Origin of the sequence: Motilimonas thetidivivens (genome assembly GCF_046452435.1) — a bacterium.
Taxonomy (GTDB): Bacteria; Pseudomonadota; Gammaproteobacteria; order Enterobacterales; family CBDFNC01; genus Motilimonas.
Map to the genome: position 1 here is coordinate 327,764 of NZ_JBKFDK010000001.1, position 25,994 is coordinate 353,757.

General features: G+C 43.0%; 31 protein-coding genes. 17 read left to right on the forward strand and 14 right to left on the reverse strand.

The genetic code is table 11. The annotated features are described in order from the left end of the window. Positions 1-32: 32 nt before the first annotated feature. The 3 genes from ACK8OT_RS01620 (at position 33) to ACK8OT_RS01630 (ending at position 1,980) form a co-directional block, all read left to right on the forward strand. Complete coding sequence (locus ACK8OT_RS01620) at positions 33-584, forward strand: GNAT family N-acetyltransferase (protein ID WP_410194754.1); 552 nt, start codon at positions 33-35, stop codon at positions 582-584. Positions 585-657: 73 nt separating this feature from the next. After that, positions 658-1,305 (forward strand): sulfotransferase, encoded by a 648-nt coding sequence (locus ACK8OT_RS01625; protein ID WP_410194755.1) that lies wholly within the window; start codon positions 658-660, stop codon positions 1,303-1,305. 102 nt (positions 1,306-1,407) lie between these two features. Continuing rightward, positions 1,408-1,980: a MiaE family protein gene (locus ACK8OT_RS01630; protein ID WP_410194756.1), complete on the forward strand. Its 573-nt coding sequence runs from the start codon at positions 1,408-1,410 to the stop codon at positions 1,978-1,980. A gap of 23 nt (positions 1,981-2,003) precedes the next feature. Here the strand turns inward: ACK8OT_RS01630 and mnhG are convergent, their stop codons facing one another. The 7 genes from mnhG to ACK8OT_RS01665 form a co-directional block, all read right to left on the reverse strand. After that, positions 2,004-2,318, reverse strand: coding sequence for a monovalent cation/H(+) antiporter subunit G (gene mnhG, locus ACK8OT_RS01635; RefSeq protein WP_410194757.1), 315 nt, complete (start codon positions 2,316-2,318; stop codon positions 2,004-2,006). Next, positions 2,315-2,599 (reverse strand): cation:proton antiporter, encoded by a 285-nt coding sequence (locus ACK8OT_RS01640; protein ID WP_410194758.1) that lies wholly within the window; start codon positions 2,597-2,599, stop codon positions 2,315-2,317. Before ACK8OT_RS01640 ends, mnhG begins: the two co-directional genes overlap by 4 nt. Next, entirely contained in the window at positions 2,592-3,068 is a 477-nt protein-coding gene (locus tag ACK8OT_RS01645; RefSeq protein ID WP_410194759.1) for a Na+/H+ antiporter subunit E, read from the reverse strand. The genes ACK8OT_RS01640 and ACK8OT_RS01645 overlap by 8 nt, the downstream gene beginning before the upstream one ends. Beyond that, positions 3,065-4,564, reverse strand: coding sequence for a proton-conducting transporter transmembrane domain-containing protein (locus tag ACK8OT_RS01650; RefSeq protein WP_410194760.1), 1,500 nt, complete (start codon positions 4,562-4,564; stop codon positions 3,065-3,067). Before ACK8OT_RS01650 ends, ACK8OT_RS01645 begins: the two co-directional genes overlap by 4 nt. Further along, entirely contained in the window at positions 4,561-4,914 is a 354-nt protein-coding gene (locus ACK8OT_RS01655; protein ID WP_410194761.1) for a Na+/H+ antiporter subunit C, read from the reverse strand. The genes ACK8OT_RS01650 and ACK8OT_RS01655 overlap by 4 nt, the downstream gene beginning before the upstream one ends. Further along, the gene (gene mbhE, locus ACK8OT_RS01660; protein ID WP_410194762.1) at positions 4,914-7,580 is read right to left on the reverse strand and encodes a hydrogen gas-evolving membrane-bound hydrogenase subunit E; all 2,667 of its coding nucleotides are present in this window, start codon (positions 7,578-7,580) and stop codon (positions 4,914-4,916) included. Before mbhE ends, ACK8OT_RS01655 begins: the two co-directional genes overlap by 1 nt. Positions 7,581-7,815: 235 nt before the next feature. Next, complete coding sequence (locus tag ACK8OT_RS01665) at positions 7,816-8,751, reverse strand: universal stress protein (protein ID WP_410194763.1); 936 nt, start codon at positions 8,749-8,751, stop codon at positions 7,816-7,818. A 202-nt stretch (positions 8,752-8,953) separates the two neighbouring features. Between ACK8OT_RS01665 and yghU the strand changes: the two genes are divergently transcribed. From yghU to ACK8OT_RS01735, 14 genes are all read left to right on the forward strand, one after another. After that, positions 8,954-9,814 (forward strand): glutathione-dependent disulfide-bond oxidoreductase, encoded by an 861-nt coding sequence (yghU, locus tag ACK8OT_RS01670; RefSeq protein WP_410194764.1) that lies wholly within the window; start codon positions 8,954-8,956, stop codon positions 9,812-9,814. Between the two features lie 156 nt (positions 9,815-9,970). Further along, on the forward strand, positions 9,971-10,396 hold the full coding sequence (locus tag ACK8OT_RS01675) for a hypothetical protein (RefSeq protein WP_410194765.1): 426 nt from the start codon (positions 9,971-9,973) through the stop codon (positions 10,394-10,396). A gap of 162 nt (positions 10,397-10,558) precedes the next feature. Next, positions 10,559-11,320, forward strand: a complete 762-nt coding sequence (locus ACK8OT_RS01680) for a hypothetical protein (RefSeq protein WP_410194766.1) — start codon at positions 10,559-10,561, stop codon at positions 11,318-11,320. Between the two features lie 110 nt (positions 11,321-11,430). Beyond that, positions 11,431-12,114: a hypothetical protein gene (locus ACK8OT_RS01685; RefSeq protein ID WP_410194767.1), complete on the forward strand. Its 684-nt coding sequence runs from the start codon at positions 11,431-11,433 to the stop codon at positions 12,112-12,114. 274 nt (positions 12,115-12,388) lie between these two features. Next, positions 12,389-12,535: a hypothetical protein gene (locus ACK8OT_RS01690; RefSeq protein WP_410194768.1), complete on the forward strand. Its 147-nt coding sequence runs from the start codon at positions 12,389-12,391 to the stop codon at positions 12,533-12,535. A gap of 93 nt (positions 12,536-12,628) precedes the next feature. Next, positions 12,629-12,916, forward strand: coding sequence for a hypothetical protein (locus ACK8OT_RS01695; RefSeq protein WP_410194769.1), 288 nt, complete (start codon positions 12,629-12,631; stop codon positions 12,914-12,916). A 932-nt stretch (positions 12,917-13,848) separates the two neighbouring features. Then, the gene (locus ACK8OT_RS01700; protein ID WP_410194770.1) at positions 13,849-14,421 is read left to right on the forward strand and encodes a hypothetical protein; all 573 of its coding nucleotides are present in this window, start codon (positions 13,849-13,851) and stop codon (positions 14,419-14,421) included. Further along, entirely contained in the window at positions 14,411-14,635 is a 225-nt protein-coding gene (locus ACK8OT_RS01705; RefSeq protein WP_410194771.1) for a hypothetical protein, read from the forward strand. The genes ACK8OT_RS01700 and ACK8OT_RS01705 overlap by 11 nt, the downstream gene beginning before the upstream one ends. 116 nt (positions 14,636-14,751) lie before the next feature. Then, positions 14,752-15,324: a hypothetical protein gene (locus tag ACK8OT_RS01710; protein WP_410194772.1), complete on the forward strand. Its 573-nt coding sequence runs from the start codon at positions 14,752-14,754 to the stop codon at positions 15,322-15,324. Further along, complete coding sequence (locus ACK8OT_RS01715) at positions 15,314-15,940, forward strand: hypothetical protein (RefSeq protein ID WP_410194773.1); 627 nt, start codon at positions 15,314-15,316, stop codon at positions 15,938-15,940. The genes ACK8OT_RS01710 and ACK8OT_RS01715 overlap by 11 nt, the downstream gene beginning before the upstream one ends. A 112-nt stretch (positions 15,941-16,052) precedes the next feature. Then, positions 16,053-16,616 carry a hypothetical protein gene (locus ACK8OT_RS01720; RefSeq protein WP_410194774.1) on the forward strand — a complete coding sequence of 188 codons (564 nt, stop codon included), beginning with the start codon at positions 16,053-16,055 and terminating at the stop codon, positions 16,614-16,616. A gap of 125 nt (positions 16,617-16,741) precedes the next feature. Further along, on the forward strand, positions 16,742-17,704 hold the full coding sequence (locus tag ACK8OT_RS01725; protein ID WP_410194775.1) for a hypothetical protein: 963 nt from the start codon (positions 16,742-16,744) through the stop codon (positions 17,702-17,704). Between the two features lie 167 nt (positions 17,705-17,871). Then, positions 17,872-18,414, forward strand: coding sequence for a hypothetical protein (locus ACK8OT_RS01730; RefSeq protein ID WP_410194776.1), 543 nt, complete (start codon positions 17,872-17,874; stop codon positions 18,412-18,414). 474 nt (positions 18,415-18,888) lie between these two features. Further along, on the forward strand, positions 18,889-19,629 hold the full coding sequence (locus ACK8OT_RS01735) for a hypothetical protein (protein ID WP_410194777.1): 741 nt from the start codon (positions 18,889-18,891) through the stop codon (positions 19,627-19,629). A 122-nt stretch (positions 19,630-19,751) separates the two neighbouring features. Here ACK8OT_RS01735 and hisIE read toward each other — a convergent pair whose 3' ends face one another. The 7 genes from hisIE to hisD are packed head-to-tail and all read right to left on the reverse strand — an operon-like array spanning position 19,752 to position 25,993. Then, entirely contained in the window at positions 19,752-20,384 is a 633-nt protein-coding gene (hisIE, locus tag ACK8OT_RS01740) for a bifunctional phosphoribosyl-AMP cyclohydrolase/phosphoribosyl-ATP diphosphatase HisIE (RefSeq protein ID WP_410194778.1), read from the reverse strand. Next, the gene (hisF, locus tag ACK8OT_RS01745; RefSeq protein WP_410194779.1) at positions 20,381-21,154 is read right to left on the reverse strand and encodes an imidazole glycerol phosphate synthase subunit HisF; all 774 of its coding nucleotides are present in this window, start codon (positions 21,152-21,154) and stop codon (positions 20,381-20,383) included. Before hisF ends, hisIE begins: the two co-directional genes overlap by 4 nt. 1 nt (position 21,155) lies before the next feature. Further along, positions 21,156-21,902: a 1-(5-phosphoribosyl)-5-[(5-phosphoribosylamino)methylideneamino]imidazole-4-carboxamide isomerase gene (gene hisA, locus ACK8OT_RS01750; RefSeq protein ID WP_410194780.1), complete on the reverse strand. Its 747-nt coding sequence runs from the start codon at positions 21,900-21,902 to the stop codon at positions 21,156-21,158. Continuing rightward, a complete protein-coding gene (hisH, locus tag ACK8OT_RS01755) occupies positions 21,903-22,499 on the reverse strand; it encodes an imidazole glycerol phosphate synthase subunit HisH (RefSeq protein ID WP_410194781.1) in 597 nt (198 codons plus the stop codon). It lies immediately after the preceding gene. After that, positions 22,499-23,572, reverse strand: a complete 1,074-nt coding sequence (gene hisB / locus ACK8OT_RS01760) for a bifunctional histidinol-phosphatase/imidazoleglycerol-phosphate dehydratase HisB (RefSeq protein ID WP_410194782.1) — start codon at positions 23,570-23,572, stop codon at positions 22,499-22,501. Before hisB ends, hisH begins: the two co-directional genes overlap by 1 nt. Before the next feature lie 58 nt (positions 23,573-23,630). Then, complete coding sequence (gene hisC, locus ACK8OT_RS01765; RefSeq protein WP_410194783.1) at positions 23,631-24,686, reverse strand: histidinol-phosphate transaminase; 1,056 nt, start codon at positions 24,684-24,686, stop codon at positions 23,631-23,633. After that, complete coding sequence (gene hisD, locus ACK8OT_RS01770; protein WP_410194784.1) at positions 24,683-25,993, reverse strand: histidinol dehydrogenase; 1,311 nt, start codon at positions 25,991-25,993, stop codon at positions 24,683-24,685. Before hisD ends, hisC begins: the two co-directional genes overlap by 4 nt. Position 25,994: the final 1 nt, after the last annotated feature.

Below are 25,994 nucleotides of genomic sequence, written 5' to 3' on the forward strand. Positions count from 1 at the left end.
TAATGCAATTGATTTTTAAGGATTAATTGCACATGGCCACTACATTACCAACTGCGAGGCTGCTTTTAAGGCAATGGCAAGCCGCAGATTATGAGCCATTTGCGCAGATGAGCGCTGATCCACAGGTAATGCGCTATTTTCCTGAATGCTTAAGCCAAGCGCAAAGTAACGCATTAGCAGATAAAGCTAAGGGCTTAATTGAGCAAAACGGCTGGGGATTTTGGGCACTCGAGTTAAAACAAAGCGGTGAATTCATTGGCTTTGTTGGCCTGCATCAGCAAACAGAAGGGATCCCAAACACGCCATTTATTGAAGTAGGCTGGCGGATCGCAAGGGCACATTGGCGACAAGGTTATGCCAGTGAGGCCGCTCGCGCCGCCATCCGTTTTGCTTTTGAACAACTTGGGCAGTCGCGCATTTATGCCTTTACGGCGTTATCCAATCAGCCTTCACAGCAGGTGATGCAAAAACTGGGGATGGTTAACACGGGGCAAGATTTCTTGCATCCTAAATTGACGCCCGATCATCCATTAGCACCGCACTGTCTTTTTGCTATCGATAAAGAGGCATGGTCAAACCAATAGTGAGCTAACGAGTTCATTGCCATGGGTGAACTTGCAAGCTAAGATCGCTTTTTTTCTACTTAGCTAGTTGCCTGTGATAGCAAGAACGCCTAAATACTTTATTGTTGGCTTACCAAGAACGGCCACCACCAGTGTTTGCCTCGCGACCTTAGAGCTTGGCTTTACTACCGCCCACACGGCTTATGTCAATAATGCATTTGAGCAAGCCCAAGTGATTGCTGACACGCCTATTTTTGCCGATTACAGCAAGCTGGATACACAGTTTAAAAAAGCTAAGTTTATCTATTTAAACCGAGAGCGTGAAGCTTGGATAAAATCCATTAGGCAACTCTTGCTGCGCATGTACACTAATCTCACCAGCGAAAAGGGCGGCTTTAATCCGGTTATTAAACGTTGTTACCAAGCGGTGTTTGGCCCCATTACCCATGAAAATATCATGTCTGATGATCATCTATGGCACTGCTATGAGCGCCATAAAAAGCAAGTGTTGGCTTATTTTGCAGACCGGCCAAATGACTTGTTAATCATAGAAGTAGGCCAACTTGGCAGCTATCAAGCACTGTATGATTTTATGAAACCGTCTCACAGTGCCAAGCGAGACGGTAATTTCGCTATGATCAATCAAGGCGGAAAAGTGACCGCTTGGAAACAGGTGAAACATCCGCTGAAAATAGAATCAACCCACCAAGGCAGAGTTGAGCCGCTTTTTTATCAACTTTAAGCTTGGCTAAATACGTTTGTAAGGCTGACGTTGTCATAGGCTTAGGTTGCTTTAAGCCTATCAGGCCAGTTAAAATCTCGGCTTTTAGCCTGTGGCCTTACTATGTTTGAACTAAAATACCAAACCCCGTTTGCTTGGACCCAAGCCGTACTTGCCGATTTTGACGCTTTCTTACAAGATCATGCTGCTGCTGAGAAAAAAGCGGCTGGCATGGCGATGGCAATGCTGTCTCATTATCCTGATCGTAAATCATTAGTGCGGGCCATGGCCGATTTAGCGATTGAAGAAATGATCCATTTCAAGCAAGTGGTTAAATTGCTACAAGCGCGTGATGTTCATCTTGCCAAAGATGAGAAAGATCCCTATATCAAAGCGATACGTGATTTATTTCGCCGCGGCAGTGACGCTTTTTTTATGGACCGATTAATTGTCGCTGGTGTTATCGAAGCGCGCGGTCATGAGCGCTTTTCGCTGGTGGCGCAAGCGCTACCAGAAGGCAAAGAGAAAGACTTTTACGTTGCCATCGCAAAATCGGAAGAAAAGCATAAAAACTTATTTATCGAGCTTGCTTATGAGTATTTTGCCAAGGACGACGTAGACCTACGTTTGGAGCAAATACTGATCGCTGAAGCAGAAATTTGCAGCCAGTTGCCGTTTCGTGCGGCGCTGCATTAATCATACATTTGAGTTGTGGTGTGTTAACGCTTTTGCTTTTTTGAAGGCTTATGCCAAATCCGGTAACCACTGTTTAACATTGCTTTACCCAGTAAATGGGCTGCAACAGGAGCAGTAATAAAGATAAACAGCATGGTGCCAATCACCCGTGACACAACACTTAATTCCGGTAAGGAAAAAGCGACCGCTAGCAGCAAGGCACTTAAACCGACAGTGCCTGCCTTGGTTGCTGTGTGGATACGTGTAAAAACGTCAGGCATGCGCAACACCCCGATGCTTGCAACTAAGATAAAAAAACAGCCCAATAACAGTAGCATTATGGTGATCACAGCCATCATTCCCTCTCTTCGCTTACGCGTTTAGCGATCAGGCGAGCAAACACAACGGTTCCCAAAAATGCGACCAGCCCTAATGTAATGGCCACGTCGAGAAAGGCGCGTTGGCCTGAATCTAAGGTGTAAACAGCAATAAAACCTATGGTGATGAAGGCGATCAAATCCAGCGCAACAACTCGGTCGGCTAAGGTTGGGCCTAAGGCCATTCTGATAAATGCCATCATCAAGCTTAAAAATAAGACTAAATAAGATAAGCTGATAACAATTGCTAACCAATTATCCACGGGTAACCTCCAGAATTCTTTGCTCTAAGCCATGCTTTATTTCGTCGATCACGGTTTGCTTTTTACCTGCAAACATAACGTGGAGAATGAGAAAACGCCGATCAGGGGTAATATCTAGGCAAAGGCTGCCCGGTGTGAGTGAGACCATATTAGAGAGTAAAGTAATTTCAAGATCGCTGCTCACATCAAGTGGAACATAGACAATTCTTGGCTCACTTAAATGAGTTGGGGTTAACACATCCCAAGTAACGCGAGCCACCGAAACCACCATTTCATAACTAAAATAACTGATAAGCGAAAGTAGGGCTTTACAGCGTTTGAAGTAACTAGCATGCACGCCAAAGGGCTGCGCTAAACGCAACACGACAAATCCGATAATAAAGCCAATAAAGAAATGGCTACTTGAATAGTTTCCATTTAACAACATCCATGCCATGGCGAGGCATAAATTGAGCAAAAAGTAGGTCATGATCCGGCTCCAAATATGGCGTTAACATAGGGGGTTGGAGTCATCAATTGCTGCGTAGCTTGCAACGAAAATTGATAAATTGGCTCAACGAAAATCACCATGCCAAGACTCATGGTTGTGAGTAAGGTGATAGCGCCGCCATAGTAGTAGCGCGTGAGTGATGGTAGGGACTGAGGCTCGCTTTGATTGGGGTTGGTTGCCCAAAAAGCTTGATTCCAAATCTTGGTCATAGAAATAATGGTTAATAAACCAACGAGTAATGCAACCGCGGCCAACCAGTAAAAGCTTGCATCTATGCTGGCTTTAATAACAAGATATTTGCCCCAAAACCCAGACAGTGGGGGCAAGCCTGCCAAGGAAAAAGCATTGAATATAAAGACAAAAGCTAAGGCAGGTTTAGCTAAATACAAGCCACCTAAATTCGCTAAACGACTACTGCCTTGATAGCGCGCAACAACACCGCCAATGAAGAATAAGTTAGCTTTGACCAAAATATGGTGGACGATGTAAAAAATCATCCCAGCCAGAGCCAGTGGCGTAAATATGGCAAGCCCCATGATCATATAGCCTATTTGACTAATGATATGAAAAGCTAATATGTGTTTGATGCTTTGTTGGCTAACCGCCCCCAGCACGCCTACCAGCATGGTTGCCCCTGCAATCCACAACAATAAATCTTGCCAATGACCCAGATCCAAAGGAAACAGTAAGGTAAATGTTCTTACCAACGCGTAAACCCCAACTTTCGTGAGAAGTGCTGCAAATAAGCCAACAACGGCATAGGGCAGCGTTGGGTAAGACGCTGGCAGCCAAGCAAAAACAGGAAACAAAGCGGCTTTGATTGCAAAACAAAATAGCAGTAAAGCCGCTAACAATTGCTGGATGTTTGAATCAACTAAGGGCATTTTTTGGTGTAGGTCGGCTAAATTAAGGGTTCCCGTGGCGCCATAAATTAGGCCGATAGCTAACAAAAACACCAAAGTAGCAATTAAATTTAGGACCACATATTTAACTGCACCATCTATTTGTTTACGCGGCGCATCTAACGTCATCAGGCCAAATGAGGCGATGAGCATGACCTCAAACCAAACGTAAAGATTGAATATATCGCCAGTTAAAAATGCGCCATACACGCCCGCTAGCAACACATGAGTGAGGGCATGATAGCTTTTATAAGACGGTTTATGGCATAAATCTGCGCAGGCATAACATAGGCTTGCCAAGCCGATGATCGCGGTGATCATAACCATCGCTGCGCTAAATAAGTCAGCAACGAATATAACCCCAAATGGGGCTTGCCACTGGCCAAATGCGACGGCCTGTGGCCCGTTTTGGATGACCTGCATCAGCAGCATCGCGCTGCACAACAAAATAATCAAGGCAGACAATAAGCTCAGCGTCGATACCCAAGTTTGACGCTGGGGAGAAAAAAACAGTGCGGTTGCCGTAACAAGCGACAGTATCGTTGGTAAGGTAAGTAAGGTATCGCTGCTCATTCGTCTTCCTCTGACAAGGTCATTGCATCGATGTCGGCATTTTTTGCTCCAAGGAAGGCACGATAAAACAGCAATAAGGTAAACACCAACAAGCCAAATCCAATCACGATTGCCGTTAAAATAAGCGCTTGAGGCAGTGAATTAGCGGCATCACTTACAGGTAAGACCGCATCGGGTGCAATAAGCGGCGGAGAGCCACTGGTTAAACGCCCCGAGGTGAAGATGGCTAAATTGACCGCGCTACTGATAATAATCAAACCAAATAATACCCGGATCAGATGGCGCTCAAGGATCAGATACACACCTATGGCAACAAGTATCCCGACGACGAAACTCCATAAGGTATCCATTAATCTAGCTCCTCATTAACATGTAACACCATGCCCGTCACCGAGCCTATGATAGCGAGGTAAATACCCACATCGAATATCAATGGGGTGCCAATAGGCAATATTTCAGGCCACCAAATACCGGTTAAAAATGGAGTGTGATGAAGCACGCCAATCAAACCCGCACCAATACTGAGTAAAATACCCGTTAGGGCGATCACGCTAGGGGAGAAGTACAAGCGTTGGCGTACATGATTGACTGATTCCGCGAGCGTTAAAAGTGCAAAGCCTATTACCGCGACCAACGCCGCTATAAAACCGCCTCCCGGTGCGTTATGTCCTCGCAGCAGTAAGTAGAAAGAGAACACCAACATTAACGTGGCAACAAAGTGGGCAGTGGTTGTAAAGATGAGTGATTTTGGATTAATGACTTTAGCTGTGCGTTTGGGTAACAAACTGACGGCAACGAAAGCAGAGATAACGACCACAATAATCTCACCTAAGGTATCAAAGGCACGAAAATCAACCAATATGACATTAACAATGTTTCGGCCATGACCACCGGGGACGCTATTTTGGGCGAAGAAATCAGTTAAGGTATTATCAAAAGGTGATTGGGTGATATTAATCAGTAATAGCGTCACACTTAAACCTATGATGCCCGCTATTAGGCCATGCAAGAGTCGACGCTTGAATGTGTGTTTAACCACAGCCGATAACGCAGGCATATGGCGCAGCACGATCACCACAAAAACCATCATCAAGGTTTCAACTAGCAACAGGGTTTTAGCCACGTCGGGTGCGCTGTAAAGCATAAATACCAGTGTCGTCATAAAGCCCATCATACCAAGAGCCAGAACGGCTAACAGGCGTGACTCGGTAATAGCACAAAGTAAGGCCGCGATGACGACCAAGACAGCAATCAACACATCATATGAGTTGATTTCACTAAAGTGCTGCCAAGTGACAGGCAAGGGCATGCTAAGCTGACTTAATAATAACCCCGCTAGTACAGCGCAAAAAGCCAGCACATAAAGGCTGGTTGTCTGCTTTTGAATTTTGTTGATTAAAGCTGATGCAAGGCTAAATAGCCCTGACAGGCAGGTATCAAACACTTTATCGGCACTGATGAACCGGATGCCAGTGCCTTGCCACAGGGTAGCCAGCTTGCTCCAGTATAGATAGCAGACAAATCCTAATACAAGCGTTAGGACACTCAATAAAAGCGGGAGATTAAAGCCTTGCCATAACAAAGCCCCGGTTGTTGTGCTCGATTGTGCAATCACAACTAAACCCGGCACGATAATGTGATGATTGAGCCAACTAAGCCCCACGAGGGGGACTAAAAAGCTCAAGGTTGCGAGAATAAAAGGGGGGCCCAGTAAAGCAACAGAGTCGATTTTTTTCGCCTGAGTTACTTGATTATCTGACCCAGCAAGAAAAGGGACAATAATAAATTTAAACGCAAGGGCAACCATTAATATATTGATAATCATAAAAATAATGCTTGGACCTAAGCTGATATCAAGCGCAGATTTATACATGTACTCTTTACTTAAGAACCCCATAAAAGGGGGAAGCCCTGATTTAGACAAGGCGGCGATGACGGCGATCAAAAAGCTAACGAACATCACCTTATTCAAGCCTTGCAATTGCCCTAACTCCCGCGTGCCAGTGGCTTTGTCAACGTTACCCACCACCATAAACAATGCCGCTTTATAGAAGGCGTGAGCCATAATAAACAGTAACAGTGCGGTGATGGCGAGTTCGGTACCTAAGCCAAGTAACATGAGCATTTTGGCTAAGGCGACATTGGTACTGTAGGCGAGCATTAACTTGAGATCTGTTTGTTTCAGAGCCAGAACTGAGCACCAGATAGCCGTGATAGCACCGAAAAAAATAAGCGTGTAAAACCACATTTCGGTAGACGCGTAAACGGGGGATAATCTTGCGAGTAAGTAAATACCGGCCTTTACCATGGTGGCCGAGTGAAGGTACGCGCTGACAGGAGTCGGCGCCGCCATTGCATTAGGTAACCAGAAATGAAATGGAAACTGTGCCGATTTAGTGATGGCGCCAATAAAAATCAAAATGAATGAGGCCGTAAACCAAGGATGAGAAGTCATATTATTTGCTTGGTTGATGATCAGACTGAGCTGATAACTGCCCGCCATCTCGCCTAATAGGATCAATCCTGCTAACAATACCAAGCCACCTGCACCGGTAATCACCAAAGATTGCAATGCATTGCGCCGTGATTGCGCTTGGCTATGATTAAAACCTATTAAAAAATAGGAGGTTAGGGTAGTTAACTCCCAAAAAATAAACATCAGCAAAATGTTATCACTGCACACCAAGCCAAGCATGGCTAGCATAAATAAGGTTAAGTAGAGATGAAAAGACAGGCGAGCTGGGTGCTTTCTGAGATAGTCCCATGCGTAAATTTGAATAAGAAAGCCGATGCCAGTGATCAAGCTTGCAAACAAAAATGATAAAGCATCTAACGAGAAACTTAAGTTAAGATCTAAGCTGGGTACCCAAGTTAGCTGCCAATATACCCCTGTTGGTTGATAAATATGTAACAGGTAGAGTAACAGCAGCAATGGAAATAGTGCGAAGACAAGCAAATAGTCAAGTTTATTGATGGATTGGGTTAACGCTGTGGTGCGATCAGTCTTTGTATTCATTTATCACCGCTTATTGTTACGTTCGCGACACTTGAGCCTTAATTGACAAGATGAACTGTTGCTGCTGATAAGTGTTTACCCATTCTCCCTTCACCATCATAAGAGATGATGTATCAAGTTGATTTGTTAGTAGTTTATTGTCTGCGTCGTAGCCAACAGTCGTGAATATGGCTCCGAAAATAACCAAAACAAATGGATTAACTGGTGCTTAACCGTTGTTTGAATATAAACATACTCACTTAATCGGTGATTCGAATCCTTTGGGTTTGAGCGCAACTAGCGAACAATTTACTGATTGCAGTATGTTTTCTGCCGTGTTGCCTATCACAAAACCTAAGATCCCCGTGCGCGCTAAGGTTCCCATTACTAGAATATCTATTTGCTGTTTCATTACGGCATCTGGGATCATTTCGTCGGGTTTCCCATGTAGATAATGAACGTCGAAATCGCCGGTGAGACCAGATTTATCAATCAATGCTTCTAGTTTAGATTGGTGACTTTGTCTTACTGTTTGCTCTTCAAATTCAAGTTGCTCACGGTCAATATCTAGGCGCGCTTGATCGGCTAGATAGCTGTGGGATAAATATTCCCAGCAAGTAAGGATTTGTAGTGGTTGCTCGGTTGTATCGGCTATCGACTTAGCGAGTTCGATTAAACGCATTGCAAGATGAAACTGTACATCGTCGTTAGTATTTGGATCTAAAGCGACGGCGACCCTTTGTTGCTGCTTAGATTTTGAAGTGGGGCGGTGAAGCCATACGGGACAAGGACATTTTCTAAGTAATGTCATATCAATTGCTTTAAAGCCCATCTGAGATTTACCTAGCGGCTCGGCTTCCTTGATCAGCAAATCATGGTGATGCTCGATAATTGTTTTGATAATGCCAACGGCGGGCTGTTCATGATTAAGCACTGCCATTGGAAAGGGCAGCTGCGCCTCTGAGATCCCCACATTAGTGCGAAATTCATTAATGTTTAATTTTATAGAATCGATTAACGACTGCTGATAACTGGCCTGATAGTGAGCAAGATCTTTTGGGAAAGGAGGGCATGCGACGACCCCTCTAACCGGAACGTTATTATTGGTAGCAAGCTGGGCAGCCTGAGTGAGAGCTTGGGTATGGCCGGGTAAGCCCTGAGTGGCAAAAAGAATGTTGGCGAAGTGTTTCATTTTAACCTCCGTCATGACTAAAAATGAGTCAATGATGCAGATAAATGTAGCCCTTAAAGCAGTTATATACGAACAAAAAATGAACAAGGATCAAATTAAAAATGTACTAAATATATTGTTGGCAAAGCATAAACACTGGTAATTACGGCATTGAAATATAATATGTATAAGCAATTCATTGTGTCTAAATAACGGAGTTATCATGAGCGAACAAGGTTATGTACCACCTAAGGTATGGGTGAATAACAATCAAGGCGCAAACAAGTGGGCCAATATCAACAGCCCAGAATCGGGTGCGCGGTTTGAGCGTGAGTTACCCGTTGGTGAGCATCCTTTACAGCTGTATTCTCTCGGTACGCCTAATGGTCAAAAGGTGACTATCATGCTGGAGGAGTTGCTAGCCCTTGAGATCAAAGACGCTGAATATGATGCCTTTTTGATCAATATCGGCGATTCTGATCAATTCTCGTCTGGCTTTGTTGGCGTTAACCCTAACTCAAAAATTCCGGCCTTAGTCGATAAATCTGGTGAGCAAGACCTCAATGTATTTGAGTCGGCCTCGATTCTAGTCCACTTAGCCGAGCGTTTTGGCCATTTCTTACCAGCCTCTGGTCCAGAGCGTACCCAAACTTTTAACTGGCTGTTTTGGGCGCAGGGCTCAGCGCCATTTTTAGGCGGTGGTTTTGGTCACTTTTATGCCTATGCCGATGAGAAACAAGAATACCCAATTAATCGTTTTGCCATGGAAGTGAAGCGGCAATTAGACGTATTAGATAAACAACTGAGTAAAAATAACTATGTCGCAGGTGAGCATTACAGCATAGCGGATATGGCAATTTGGCCTTGGTATGGCAATTTAGTATTAGGCAAATTATATGATGCTGCTGAATTTCTTCAGGTAGACAGTTATAAACACGTGAAGCGCTGGGCCAAGCAAATGGCTGAGCGTCCAGCGGTAAAACGAGGACGTATTGTTAATCGTACTTTCGGTGAGCCTTGGGAGCAGCTAGCTGAGCGTCATAGTAGCTTTGATATTGATCGAGTGTTAGCACTCGCGCCTTAATGTGAATGGTGTATACCCAATCAATCTGGAGCTGCTTGAAACATGCCACTTCAAGTTGATTGGGTATATTGTGGTGCGATTATCAACCCCCCATATATCGACCACGTCACTTCGAAGAAAATATAATTATTACCATATATTAAAAGGATCGCCTTGATGTTGAAGTTACTCTTCACTGTGGCTCTTGGTTGTTTAATTGCCTTAACTGTCGGGTCTTGGGGATGGTCGAAATACAAGACGGCAAAATTGGCGGTAGAAGATTTAACCTTATTGGGCTCGGTGCTCAATAACGTATCAAAAGATTGGCAGTTATCTTCCTTGCAAGGGTATTTAACTTATGAGGGTGCAGAGCTTAATCGGGAAGCACATCAAACTATGTTAAAGCAAGCCGCCGCTCTGGGTGGGTTTCACCAATGTACCTTAAATCAACTCGCGTCGGGCGATGACATTAGATTAGACCAAGGCATGATTGGCGGCCAATGCCAGTTTGAACATGGTGATGCTTATGTATTAGCTCAAGTTGAACGCGATGTCTTGCCTATGCGGCTTAGCTTGTTAATGGTTCAGCCTAAGCAACGTTAACTGATGCGCGATGATCGTATCTGAGGCCTTTCTTTTTGTAAAACGCACTTATTTGCTGGCTTCGATTGACCAAGACGAGATTCCTACACGCTTGAATTTTCTGTGAAATAAACATAAAAATTTTGTTGTTTGGTGTGATGCAAATCTGCATAATCATCCTAATTGTTTATTTTAATGGGAAAAAAAATGCCTTGGATAATTAGTGTTTGCGTTGCGGCTATTTTAGCTATCTATCTTTTTGTTAGCGCAGACAAGCCTGAACCAAATAATGACATCGACTCAATCAAATCAACCCCGAGTGAAGTGGCTAAAGCAGAGGCAGGGGTTAAAACAAAAGCATTACCTGATGAAAAAACGGTAAACACTGTCGTGATCAATGAGGAAAACGATTCTAGTGAGCATCAGGCTATAGATAAGCCAATAGTTGAAGATAATCATGAGCAAAGCCAACCAGAGCAAGTACTTTCTGAGCCTAGTCAGGATCAACAGAAGTCAGCTCAAACCTCAGTCTATGATACCTTTAACCAACCTCACGAAGCAGTAGAGCCGGTCTTTTTAGAATTGATAAAAAAATACGGTGATGGCCGTTTCTATCGCACTTTTGCCAACTACAGCGTACAGGATAAACCATTAGAAAGCAGCGAGCTGCTTGAGCAGCAAGTGGCTGAATTAATAGCTCAAGCGCCTAATCGAACCAGCACGTATAATATTGACTGTCGGATCGACTATTGCATCGCAACTTTTACCTTGGATAGTGGCAGCCCTGAAGACTTCTTATGGAGTTTTGGAGGTAAAAACATTAATCCGTGGGACACAATGGAAGTGAGCTTATTTGTTAGCGATGAGCCAACCAAGGAATCAGTCATTTTCTTTGCTGCGGGCAAGCGTCATATTCTTAGAGGATATAACCCAATATTGATTTAAATGGATGCCTTGAATTATTGAGGTGGTTATACCAGATTTTTTTCCTTAACGATTAATGAAATAATGATTTAATGCTCAGGCCTCGTGTAAATGGATAAAAAAGAGATATTATGAATGAAATCAACAACCATAGTGAAATTAACAGTTTTTTTGAGTCTTATATTGACTGGATAACGGAACTTTTTCCTGAATTGCCAGAAGGGCATCTGATGAAAGGCTCTGAAGCGGATAAGTTGATTGAACACGAGTATGCCATATTTAAGTCTGACATGTTGAGTGATGATATTCTCAAGCTCTCAGATAATCCTGATATACCAAAATATTATTTGGAATTTTTATCGGAATATAGTTATCGAAACCTTGAGGTTCCGTTATTCTCATTTCCTTCTACGCACCTTGAGGTTCCGTTATTCTCATTTCCTTCTACGCACCCTGAGGATGGTTTACGTGAAATTAAATCTGATATTGGACGTTATATTGAGTATGGGCTGGTTCCGTTTGTTTACGATAAATCTGGCACCGGATACTACTGTATAGACCTTCGTCAGGAGGAGGCAGTAGTATTTTACAAAAATGATGAGCGTCCAAGCTTGACGGTAAGAAACAAGAAATTGGCATCTTCATTTTTGTCAGTCCTAATATTTCTTAAGGAATACCTGGACTGGGGGGGGAATATTAGTGGTCTGGATGATGAGTACAAGCCTGAAGCATTAGCCGAGCTAAAAGGTATTGATTCGCAAATTGGTACTGTTTGGGAAGACTGGTGGTTGCCACGCCTATTGTTCAATGCATAGGTTAATTTAGTGTCTAGATAGTTGCACTACAAAATATCTGGAAATAAAAGAGCATTCACCACTTTTTGCACTAATTTTCATCCGCTAGCTTAAATGCCAATTACGGCAGTCAATTTTATAGATATGGCTGTCTTGGCAATAACTATTTAAGTGGATGCCCCATATTCTTGCTATCTAAACGCTGGGCTTCCCCCAAAAAATCATAAAAATGTCATCAAGTGGTAGCAGAATTTGCAATCAAGTTGTATGTCTCACACATATTCAGGAAGCAGCTATGAAACAGCAAAAACTCACCACCCTTACACTGGCTCTGATCTCACTGGGCATCACAGCCTGCGGTGAAGAAAGCATCACAACGGCATCTGCGAAACCACTACCGGCGAATGCTTGCCTGTTAACCGTTGAAGAGATGAATGCGTAGACGGGCCTGACACTTGAAATTGATGACAACAAACCGCGAAGTGATACCTGCCAATACAAACTGGCCGATTATAGTACCTTCGGGGGGATCCAGTTGAGCCTGATAGATACCTCAGAACTGACTGCGTTCGGCAAAAAGCGGGCCTATAACTATGGGCTGGATGACGCGATTGAAAACAACTTGCTCCAGACCCGTTATCCAAACTATTTGCACAACCCGGCTGGCTCAATGGCTTATGTACCAGAGCTTGTGGTCAAACTGGATGGTCGCGAAGCTGTTTTTAAGGTTAGCCCATTTATGGGAGATGAAAATAACAAGCAATCCGAAATAAACCAGTTAAAGAAGGTAGCAGAGGCTGCACTTAAAAAGCTCGGTAGTTAATTCTGCAATTACAGAGAGCACTGGCAGGACAGCCACCACTTTTAAATAATAGTAGGACAGCCACCACTTTTAAATAATAGTAGGACAGCCAGTGTGCCGATCAGAACCGGTAAAAGATTGGAGGTGCTAGCTTCGAGCTGTCGTATAAGTTTGCCTAATTATTTTGCTGTGGGTGACCAAGCTTAGTAGTGAAATCCGAGCTGTTACCCTTTGAGCGCCAATTCGACATTAGCCAACCTCATGATATTCCATTCTATTTTTAAGAATACCTGCAACTGGTAGACTGGACAGGACGTACCATTCGAGACGATAAGCGCGGTTATATTCCCGCTGATGAGCCCAAGTTATTGCACGATCTGGGCATTGATCAAGATAGCTGGTTGCAACTGGTCAGACACCTCGGCCGAAGTATTGGCAGTGCCGCAGGCAGTTGGGAGTACTTGACCAGCCATAGCATTCGAGCTGGCCATTGTTGGACTCGTGGGCAAGCAGAATGTAACCGACCGACTGAGTGGGTAGGGATAATTCTAACTTGCTGCATAAACAAACTATCTAGCTGGCTTCCATGAGCTGCTGGAGTCATACCTGATTTTATCAATCTGCTCAGAATTTAGCATTTCAGTTCAATTTTCAGTTTTAAACGAACCGTCAATAGACTTGCTTGTCGCAAATCAGCAAACAAAATTTGGCAATTGTTGCGGTGGCTTGGTATAAGTTTGCCTTATTATTTAAGTGGGTGTCCCAGCTTTCTAGCTTTCAATTACAATCTCGAAAATGACAGAGTTATGCTAGATGAATGGTTTGAGAGTGTATCTCAATAATTATGGAAGTAAGCAGGACAGCCATCTATTTGCGCTAACCAGCCGCTTCTGGTCTAATTATTTAGGTGTGTTCCAGCTTTCGCATGCGTAATAACTAATAAAAGGTTGCCTATGAAGAGCAATGTAGAATTAAATTTGAGTTTTTTAACTAAATATAAGTTGTATCGAAGAGGGTTTGATTTTCGCTTTGTTGTTATATTTATGGCTATTGGTTTTATTGGGATTGTTCAGAGTCGTTATTTTAAACCTTTTCCGGATAATAAGCTTCTCAGTCAACCACAAAGTGTTTTTTTAACAGGGGTTGTTTATGTTAAGCAGAAAAAAGGGGAGTTAATTAAATTTCTGACTGCGGAGCAGTTGAAAGTGATTAATGACAGTATACAGGCTGGGGCTAAAAACCGTTACAGGCATGCTAAAGCCTCTTTTGACAAGCACCGAGATGGATTAAGGTACTGCTATATAATGATCAACCTAATAAATAACCCTTTCAGCAAGGTGCAGTTATCTGGTTTTGTTGAATTAGATTTTAACAAAGGCATAAATCATGTTAGTTTGCATGAATTATCTTTTGGTCATGAAGATGTTACTATTAGTCGCCACGCTAATGAACGAATGGATCAGGTGATTATGCTGCCTTTAGGTTTTTTGTTAGAAATTGCCGGGATAAGTAAAGATGATTGTTGAAAAGCTGAAAGTACAAGATTACATTGTTTTTCATGATGGAATTAGTGGTTGGTTTTTCTATACACTTTCTCTCATTTTTTCAAGTAAAGGTTCAGGGTTAAGTATGGAGCGTTTTATAAATAATGAGAGTGTTTTTACAAAGGATATTAGAGGAGTGGGGGTTTCACCATATATTTTAACTTATCGCGAAAATGGACATTATATTTATTTTTAAAATAATGGGGTATCCACCTATTTTCTAATTATTGTGGTGGCTTGGTATAAGTTTTCCTTATTATTTAGGTGGGTGTCCCAGCTTTCGAACGCGTAATAACTAATAAAAGGTTGCTTATGAAGAGCAATGTAGGATTAAATTTGAGTTTTTTAACTAAATATAAGTTGTATCGAAGAGGGTTTGATTTTCGCTTTGTTGTTATTTTTATGGCTATTGGTTTCATTGGGATTGTTCAGAGTCGTTATTTTAAACCTTTTCCGGATAATAAGCTTCTCAGTCAACCACAAAGTGTTTTTTTAACAGGGGTTGTTTATGTTAAGCAGAAAAAAGGGGAGTTAATTAAATTTCTGACTGCGGAGCAGTTGAAAGTGCTTAATGACAGTATACAGGCTGGGGCTAAAAACCGTTACAGGCATGCTAAAGCCTCTTTTGATATTCATCCAGATAGTTCAAGATACTGCAATGTGGTAATTAATCTCATAAATAACCCTTTCAGCAAGGTGCAGTTATCAGGTCTTGTTGAATTAGATTTTAACAAAGGCATAAATCATGTGAGCTTGCGAAGTTTTTCTTTTGGTGATAAATATGTTATTAGTAGCCGCCACGCTAATGAGCGAATGGATCAGGTGATTATGCTGCCTTTAGATTTTTTGTTAGAAATTGCCGGGATAAGTAAAGATGATTGTTGAAAAGCTGAAAGTACAAGATTACATTGTTTTTTTTATGATGGAATTAGTGGTTGGTTTTTCTATTTTTTTTATTTTTTCATACACTTTTTCTCATTTTCTTTCAACTAAAGGTTCAGAGTTAAGTGTGGAGGGTTTTATTAATAATGAGAGTGTCTTTACAAAAGAGTTTAGACAGTGGGGGGTGTCATCATATGTTTTATCTTATCGAAAAAATGAAAATTCTATTTATTTTGAAGAAGTTAGATTAAAAGATTCTGTTGCCTATAATAGTTTGTCTCAGCAACTTCTTGAAGAGAGAAAGTTAATTCAGCCAGTTCCAATAAAACAAACCCTAGCTACAAGGTGTCTAATTACATTGGTTCCTAGAGAAAAGCCGGAAATAAATTACATAGAAAATGATGAGCTAAGAAGAGGGTTTGTAACCTATCCTATTCTTTTTCTGGACAATGAAATTAGAAGTTCACCAAGAGTGTCCTCAGAATTTTTTTATAATTTTGAGCATATGATTTATGCGGATAAAAAAGGGGTGGTGTTTAACGACCCTGAGTTTGTGTTGTTGATGAAACATGCGTTTGCAGAATTGGCAAATAACAATGACTTTTCGTGCTTATATTAGCTAGATAAAGTGATGACTATCGTTAACTAACTTGAAAAACGCCGTACATGGTAGGATTACCGGAAACCTTGAAAAAAAGGATATTCATCACTTTTTATTTTGATTTAAATGGATGCATCGAATTATTGAGGTGAATGTCCCGATCAATGAAGCATTTTCTGGCTTCCAGTTATATGGTTTCTTTAGTAGGAAGGAAGTGGTGAATTTCATTAAGTGTTTTTATAAAAGTAAAGGGCGCACGCAATCAAGTCGGGAATACTACCTTGAGTCGGATGTTGAGTTAAATTTTTATATAATTAACCCCCATTCTCGAGATTCTTATTGCCTGTATAAAGGTAGTAAGTGTATAGCTAAAATTAATTACTTTGATATTCAGTCAGATGTCATTGCTATTGATAAGGTTGACATTGGTCGATTTAGCCATGGCTGGATGCTTGACAATGATGCTGAGAAAATTATAGACACGTCACAGTCTTGGGATTTCAAAATGAATGGAAAAATAGTTGTCAAGCTTAGCAATGGAGGGATGTTAGATGATGCATTAATATCGTTAGTTCGAGACTTCCGCTTTGTTTGGCCAGATCCATACAAAAAAGTCGAGTTTTGTAGTGACGCTTTAACCCCAGAAGTTGCAATTTGTATTTTATTGGCCGAAACGTGCCCAGAGCCAGCATAAGAAAGCTATTTAACAGGATAATAACTGCGCATCCACCACTTTTTCATTAATTTTCATCCGCTAGCTTAAATGCCAAGTACGGTAGTCCATTTTTATAGGTATGGCTGTCTTGGTAATTGTTCGTTATGTGGATAGAAACCAAATTATTAAATACACTAAAAACATCTAAAAAGATAATGAAAATAAAACAATTTACAGAAGATCAATTAGAGCGATTGCGTGCATGGCAAGATGATAATGGTTTTGAGCGTATTCCGCTAGTTGAAAAAGGCTTGACAATATATACCAGAGCAGACAGCACTTATTCTTGCAAAGGTATAACATTGTATGCTGAAGAAAATGGTGAAATACAGGGCATTATCTCGCGCAATAATAATAGCTATCACCCTAAATTTGATCATCTTAATTTTGCCATTGCTAATGAGAAAAAAAGCTTGATGGTTGAGTTAATGGATCAATTACTCAAGCTTAGCCCAACAGATGCAGTACCATTACAGATTACTCTCGAAGAGAGTGTTAAAAATCAATGGGCTTGGTTCTTAGAAAAGTATTTTTTTAGGCTTACACTTACTTCGGATTGCCCAGAAATTGACATCACTGCAAGCTTAGCAAAGTTGCAACAACCTATCTTAGGTGAGAGTTACCGCATACTTAACTATAATCAGTTAAATTCAATAGAAAGTGCTGCGCTACAAAAGTTTAGACGTGAAGGTTATGTAAATACACATCAATGGTCTCCACCAATTTCGTTAGACAATCCTTTATGGTCAAGTACCGACAGGTCAGATGCAGAAAAAGAAAACTCCATTATTATTTTGCATGCTGGCAAAATTATCGCCTGCTCTGATTTAGTTATTGACAATGATGATTACTGGCTAGGTTGGGGGTGGACTTGTAACACATTGAACTTAGGTGATAAAACCAAGTTTTGGAGCGCAATGCTGTTTTCACAGCTAACCTTTTGCCAACAAAAAAATAAAAAATTATTCGGCGAATTTGATTCAACCGATACCGATGGTTCCTTAAAACGGCAGCTAATGATTGAAAAATCACAAGATCGATTTTTTATTTTGCAGCAAATTAAATAACCAGCCGTTATAACAATAACAGGACACTGTTTAGGTGGCTGTCCCAGCTTTTTGTCGCAAATTAGCAAACAAAATTTGGCAATTGTTGCGGTGGCTTGGTATAAGTTTGCCTAATTATTTAGGTGGGTGTCCCAGCTTTCCGCTAGCGAAATAAAGAAAGGATATGTATGGAGATTATATATGAGGTTTCCCCATTTTTCACAAAGATTAAGATGTTGTTTTTTATGGTTCTTTCGAGCGCTTTTGTTATTTGGTTGTTAACGCTACCGTTTCAGAATAAAGACAATCTTCCAATAAAGTGGCCGTTATATATCATGGCTATTCCTTTTTCGATCTTTTTATATAAACATTACGAAAGCTGGGGTATTTTAAATGAAAGGTATGAACTTTACCTTTCAGGAGGAATGAATCGTGTTGAAGGTATATTAAATAGTTCACAAATTTCTTACATGAGTGATTTAAAAATAGAGGGCGACTACTCACATAGAATTGAGGTCAATTCGTTTACGTCGGAAAGTGGTGAGCAATTTTATTTTAATAGAGTTTCGCCAAAAATATATAGTGGCGGGGAAGGGTGTCTTGATATGGTTTTATCACGAAATATCGAAGACTTCTTTGGAAAAAAAATGAGAATTACTTTCTTGCCAATTCCCATGGGTGACTTTAAAGAGCCGATAAAATGTATCTTTAAAATTGAAGTTGAGGCATAAAGGAAATAACGGGACATCCACCTCTTTTTGCGCTAACTCACTAACTCAGAATAACGGGACATCCACTTATTTTTGGCAACTGGTCAGTCACCTCGGCCGAAGTTTTGGCAGTGCCGCAGGCAGTTGGGAGTACTTGACCAGCCATAGCATTCGAGCAGGCATTGCTGGACTCGTGGGCAAGCAGCATGTAACCGACTGAGTGGGCAAGGATAATTCTAACTTGCCGCATAAACAAACTATCTAGCCAGCTTCCATGAGCTGCTGGAGTCATACCTGATTTTATCAATCTGCTCAGAATTTAGCATTTCAGTTCAATTTCCAGTTTTAAACGAACCGTCACTGGACTTGCTTGTCGCAAATCAGCAAACAAAATTTGGTAATTGTTGCGGTGGCTTGGTATAAGTTTGCCTAATTATTTAGGTGGGGGTCCCAGCTTTCTGGTAGTAGGCCGTTAAACGAAAATAAGAGAACACCATGATAGATAGAATATTGGATTTATACTCTCTGTTATTTAAATATGCAGAAAAAAAACTACCCAAATCTGAGGCTTCAAGTGATTTGTTCGAGCAGATGGAAAGCGGCTGGGATCATTTCCCTTCCACACTAAAAGGCGAATTAAGCCGATTTATCAAATCAGTCGACACCCTCGAAATGCATATGAAAAACGATGCTAGTGATGCTGATATTCGTAATTCATTAGTTTCACTTAAATGGTCAATGATAGAAGTGTCAGCTGTAACAAAAATGATGGCAGGGGACTTGGAGGAAATATTAGACCAAACACTAAATATTGAAAGTAAAGAAAACGTGGATAATCTTTCAATAGATACTTGCGACTACCGTAAGGAAATTCTTAAAAATGATATAAAATCACCCGAAGAGTTTTCTGAGTCTTCATTTGTGTCTATATTTCATGAAAATGAAATATGGGATTTCAAAGAGTATTGGAAATTTGACCTGGCTATTTACTCATTAGCGAAGAGAGGAAGTCAGGAAGAGATGTTAAATTTACAAACTTCAGTATTTTCAATATATAGCTCTTTGTTGCAGAGCTTAGGTTGCTACTTTGATAACAACGATCTCTTTTCTTTATCAAATTTAGACTATGAATCACTTTGTTCAATGAGAGAAAGGCTCGTATTGGTAGTGGAAGGTTTGTTTAGAAATGATATGCCAAGCAATGATATGTTTAAATTTAAGAACCCTTACCTTTAGTTTTGTTAATTCTAATAGGATTTGTGTTTATTAGTTTTGCAAATATTGAAAAATGCTTAATGCCCACAAAAAACCGCCAACGGCGGTTTTTTGTCAATTAGCAGGTTTGTATTTTTAACCAATTAAAAACGCACGGCTTTTTTACCGTGACGTGATTTAAGTTGGTTAACCACTTCTTCTAGTGCCACGCCTTCGTTTTGAAGTAATACCGTTAGGTGATATATCAAATCGGCGCTTTCACAAATCAGCTCTTCGCGATCTTTGGCCATGGCTGCGAGGGCGACTTCGACACCTTCTTCACCGACCTTTTGGCTGATGCGTTTAGTGCCTTTAGCAAACAGCGCCGCTGTGTAGCTTTCGCTTGGATCAGCGGCTTTGCGCTCGGCTAAAAATTGCTCTAGGTGAGCAATAAAGGTCATGGCTGGCTGCTGCTCATTTTCAAAACAGCTTACATTGCCTAAATGACACGTTGGGCCAATCGGGTTGGCAGTGATCAGTAGAGTGTCGTTATCGCAATCTGGGGTGATTTCGACCACTTTTAAGAAGTGGCCAGAGGTTTCACCTTTACACCATAGGCGCGATTTAGTGCGGCTAAAGAAGGTGACATTGCCCGATTCGATAGTGGCGCTTAGGGCTTCTTGGTTTACATAGCCTAGCATTAGCACTTGTGCTGAAACCGCATCTTGTACTATCACCGGCATTAAGCCGTCTACTTTATCCCAATCAAGGGCGTTTAATTTTTCTTCGTTTATCATAGTCTTATATCAACCCCTTGGGCGTTCAAGTAAGCTTTAAGCTCACCAATATTAATGATGGCTTTATGGAATACACTGGCGGCAAGGGCACCGTCAACATCGGCTTTATTAAATACGTCGGCAAAGTGAACCATTTCACCAGCGCCGCCTGAGGCAATCAGCGGCACGTTACAGATTTCACGTACGCGAGCAAGTTGCTCTAAATCATAACCACAGCGCACGCCGTCTTGGTTCATCACGTTTAATACGATTTCACCTGCGCCGCGCGATTGCACTTCTTTAACCCAGTCAAAGGTGTTCCAGCGGGTGGTCACGGTGCGTGATTCATCACCGGTGAACTGCTTAACCTGATAAGTTTTGGTTTCGTCGCAGTAGTAGGAGTCGATGCCTACCACGATACATTGCACGCCAAATTTATCGGCTAAGCGGTTGATAAGGCTTGGATCGGCTAACGCAGGGGAGTTGATTGATACCTTATCGGCACCAAATTCTAATACCCGTTTGGCGTCTTCTTCGGTTTTAATGCCGCCAGCCACACAAAAGGGAATGTCTATCACTTCAGCCACGCGGCTAACCCAAGATTTATCCACTACGCGCGCGTCAGAGCTGGCGGTAATATCATAAAACACCAGCTCGTCTGCACCTTCTTCGGCGTAGCGTTTGGCTAGGGGCACGATATCACCGACGATTTCGTGGTTACGAAACTTAACGCCTTTTACTACCTTGCCGTCTTTAACGTCCAAACATGGAATAATACGTCTTGCTAGCATGTTAGGCTCCTACGTTCTCGTTCCAACAAGCAATGGCTTGCTCTACGTTGAATTTGCCTTCCAGCAGGGCTCGGCCAACAATGACGCCATCAGCGCCAGAGCGCGCGACCGCAGCTATGTCATCTAAGCCACCAATACCGCCCGAGGCTTGCCACAAGATTTGTGGGAACTGCTGTTTTAGCTCGGCGTAAAGCTCTACGTTTGAGCCCGCTAGGGTGCCGTCACGAGAAATATCGGTGCAAAGCACGTGCTTTAAGCCAGCTGGAGAGTAGATATCAATTAAGCTTTCGATGGTTTGGCCACTGGCTTCTTGCCAGCCAGCAATCGCCACTATCTTGTTGCCGTCGGCGTCGATGTTGATATCCAGCGCAAGAACGATGTGTTCTGCGCTGTATTTTTTCATCCACTCCACTACCACTTCTGGTTGCTTAACCGCGGTTGAGCCAATCACCACGCGCTCTGCGCCTGCTTCAAGCAAGTCAATCACGTCTTGCTCGCTGCGCACGCCGCCGCCAATTTGAATTTTGGCTGGGGTGTTTTTGATAAGTGATGCAATCACATCTAATTGACGTTTGGTAACGTCTTTGGCGCCGTCGAGATCAACCAAGTGTAACCAGTCGGCACCTTGGCGGTTGTAATCGTTAAACTGGCTTTGTGGATCGTCGCCATAAATGGTTTTTTGGGCGTAATCACCTTGGTATAAACGGACGATGTTGCCATCGATTAAATCAAGTGCTGGGATGATCATTTATAGCTCCAAAAAGTTTTTAATCAGTTGTGCGCCGGCTTTACCACTGCGCTCTGGGTGAAATTGCACGCCATAGAAATTGTCTTTACCCACGGCCGCGGTAAACGGCTGGCCGTATTCACAGCTGGCGATGGTGTAATCGTTCACAGCAAGGGCATAAGAGTGCACAAAGTAGAAATAGCTGCCCGCTGGAATATCTTTAAAAAGTGGGTGTCCATCAACGGGGGTGATTTGGTTCCAGCCCATGTGTGGCAAGCGCAAATTGCCTACTTGCATTTTATCCACGCTGCCCGGTACCACGCCTAAGGTGGCTAGCTCGCCTTCTTGCGAGTATTCCGCCATCAGCTGCATCCCCAAACAAATACCCAATACAGGCTGTGTTAGGTTGCGAACTTGCTCAACTAAGTCACGCTCAACAAAGTTGCTCATGGCTTCTTTGGCTGTGCCGACGCCGGGTAAAAATAGCTTATCGGCAGCTTGGAGCACAGCAGGGTCTTTGGATACGGTGACGCTGTAACCTAAGCGCTCAATGGCAAAGCGCACCGATGAAAGGTTGGCGCAGCCAGTATCAATAATGACGACTTTTTGCTCAGACATTACAGCACCCCTTTACTCGAAGGCAGTTCGTTACCTTCTTTTTTAACGCATTGGCGCAGCGTTCGACCAAAGGCTTTAAACAGACCTTCTACCATGTGGTGGGTGTTATCGCCTTCCACTTTCAGGTTTAAGGTGGCGCCTAAGGTTTGACTTAATGAATAGAAGAAGTGCTCAACCATTTCGGTGGCCATCGCGCCGACCATGTCGCGTGGGAATTGCGCTTTAAAGGTTAAATAGGGGCGACCCGATAAGTCCATTGAACAGCTGGCTTCGGATTCATCCATTGGTAATACAAAACCAAAACGGCCAATGCCGCGTTTGTCACCGATGGCTTCGCGCAGGGCGGTGCCTAGGGCGAGGGCGGTGTCTTCTACGCTGTGGTGATCGTCGATGTGTAAATCGCCTTTAACCTTCATTTTTAGCTGAATGCCGCCGTGGGTGGCGATTTGATCTAGCATGTGATCGAAAAAGTCGATACCTGTGCTGATCTCATTACCGCCACTTTGATCTAAATCCACCGCCACTTCAATGGAGGTTTCTTTGGTTACGCGTGTAACGCTGCCGGTGCGGTTGCCCTTGTTTAACAGTTTGGCAGCAATGGCATCCCAGCCTAAGGTTTCTTTGTTGTAAAGAATGCCTTCTAGACCCATGTTTTCGGCTAATTGCACGTCAGTGATGCGATCGCCAATCACGTATGAGTCACTAAAGTCGATGCGACCTGATGCCAAGTATTCTTTTACCATGCCAAGGTGTGGCTTACGACAGCTGCAATTTTCATGAGGGAAGTGTGGGCAAAGCAGCACGGATTCAAATTTAACGCCTTGGCTAGCAAAGATTTCCATCATGGCATTTTGTGGAATGTCGAAATCTTGCTGTGGGTAACTGTCGGTGCCTAAGCCATCTTGGTTACTAACGATCACTAACACATAGCCTGCGTCTTGCAGCTTTAATAAGTTAGGGATCACCATTGGCTCAAGTTTTAGTTTTTCCAGTGAATCGACTTGTTTGTCGGTGATTGGCTCATCAATTAAGGTGCCGTCACGGTCGATAAAAAGGAATTTCTGTTTGCTCATTTACTACTTCTCCCTCTGCCTAGCAGAGCAAAAAGGCCGCACAGAGGCGGCCATCAAATTATAATGATTCAAGCGCTTTCAGTGTCGCTTTCATTTCCGCTTTGTTACCTATGGTCAAGCGGATGCAATTTTCTAAGCGTGGCTTGTTGGAAAAATCGCGGGCAATAATCCCTGCTTTTGCCAAGGTGCTAAAGGCCAATTTAGAGTCAACAAAACGCGCTAAGATAAAGTTACCTGTTGCTGGAAATAGCTCAGTGACACAATTGAGTTCACCCAAGGTTGCTAAGGCTTCACGGCGCAGTGCATTTAGGGTAGTAACACGTTGCTCCATGATGTTTAGGCCACCTGTGGAAAGAGCTTGGCAGGCAATTTGTGCTACCGGGCCCGGCACAGGGTATGGCGGGATCACTTTTTTCAGCATTTCAATCACCGCGCTTTGCGCTAGGGTAAAGCCGCAGCGAATCGACGCCAAGGCAAACGCCTTAGACAGGGTGCGCGTGATAACTAGGTTGTTGTAGCTATCGATCAGTTCAACCTGTGATTGCTCAATGCAAAATTCAATGTAGGCTTCATCAACCACGATCAGTGCGCGATCTTTTGCAGTTTCAAGCAGCTGTTTTAAACCTTTAGGATCCAGCATGTTACCCGTTGGGTTGTTCGGGGCACATAAGAAAACTACTTTTACGCCATCTAGGTTGGCAGCCACTGCATCAAAATCGACATCGAAATTGTCTTTTAAGGCAACGGTTTTGATATCAACACCGCAGGTGTTCGCGCTTACGCTGTACATGCCGTAAGTTGGCGGACAGATTAAAATGCTGTCTTTGCCCGGCTCACAGAAGGTGCGGATCAAAAGCTCAATACTTTCGTCTGCGCCGCGGGTGGCCAATACTTGCTCTTCGTTAAGGCCAGCATAAGAAGCATAAGCATTGATTAACTCTGGCGGCTGAAATTCAGGGTAACGATTCATCCGATCGCAGTTTAATTGGTACTCGCTGCAATCGGGGGCTTCGTTGGCGTTGATCCAAATTTCCCCTTTACCGCCAATGCGACGTGCACTTTCATAAGGCACTAGGTCTTGCACCGTTTGTCTTGCTAATTGTTCGATACTCATGCCTTTGCTTCCTGTTCCATTTGGCTTAACTGATCGAGTCTAATGGTCACGGCGCGTTTGTGAGCCGTTAAACCTTCTGCATCGGCTAAACGGGTAACCGTAGGGGCAAGATTGCGCAGACCATCTTGGCTTAGCTCTTGTACGGTGTAACGTTTAACAAAATCAGCCATGCCTAAGCTTGAATAGGTCTTGGTATATCCGTAGGTTGGCAATACGTGGTTTGTACCACTGGCATAATCACCCACAGATTCAGGTGTCCAGGCGCCTAAGAAGATAGAGCCTGCATTTTGCAGTTTACCGACTAGGCTGCGCGCATCACGGGTTTGGACAATCAAGTGCTCAGGCGCATAAGTGTTTGAGATTTCAACGGCTTGCTCTAGGCTATCAGCTATGATGATCATGCTGTGTCCCAGTGCTTGCGCGGCAATTTCCTTACGCGAGAGTAGCTCAAGTTGGTCTAACACTGCTTGTGCGGTTTTCTCTGCCACAATCGGGCAAGTCGTCACAAGCACGGATTGTGAATCGTGGCCGTGCTCGGCTTGAGACAATAAATCCGATGCGATAAAACCGGCATCAGCACTGTCATCGGCAATCACTAATACTTCCGATGGACCCGCTGGCATGTCAATCGCGGCACCCGCAAAGTCCATGCTCACTTGGCGTTTTGCTTCGGTAACAAAGGCATTACCCGGGCCAAAGATCTTGTTTACCTTGCTGATCGTTTCGGTGCCATAAGCCATGGCTGCCACGGCTTGCGCGCCGCCTACAGTGTATATTTCATCTACACCGCATAGTTTAGCGGCGTATAGAATTTCATCGGCTAATGGCGGTGGTGAGCAAAGCACTAAGCGTTTACAGCCTGCTAATTGTGCAGGCGCGCCGACCATTAACACGGTAGACGGCAATGGCGCACTGCCACCTGGAATATAGAGGCCAACTGATTCAATCGCTTGGGTGTGCATTTCACACACTACGCCGGGCATGGTTTCAACACGGACCACGTCTTGAACTTGGGCCTGATGAAAGCGACGAATTTGCTCGTAAGCCACATTAATGGCTTGTTTAATATCACTGCCTAAACGCTGCTCAGCGGCATCCACTTGCGCAGCAGAAACACGAATTTGATTTGAGTCGACCTTATCGAATTTTTTGGTGTATTCGAATAAAGCTTCGTCACCTCGGCTGCGAATGTTAGCGATAATGTCGGTAACAATCGCACTAATATCGGCCGAAGAATTGATAGCGGGACGTGAAAGCAACTGAGTTTGTTGCTTTTCACTTAACGTTTGCCAGTTGACCGTTAGCATG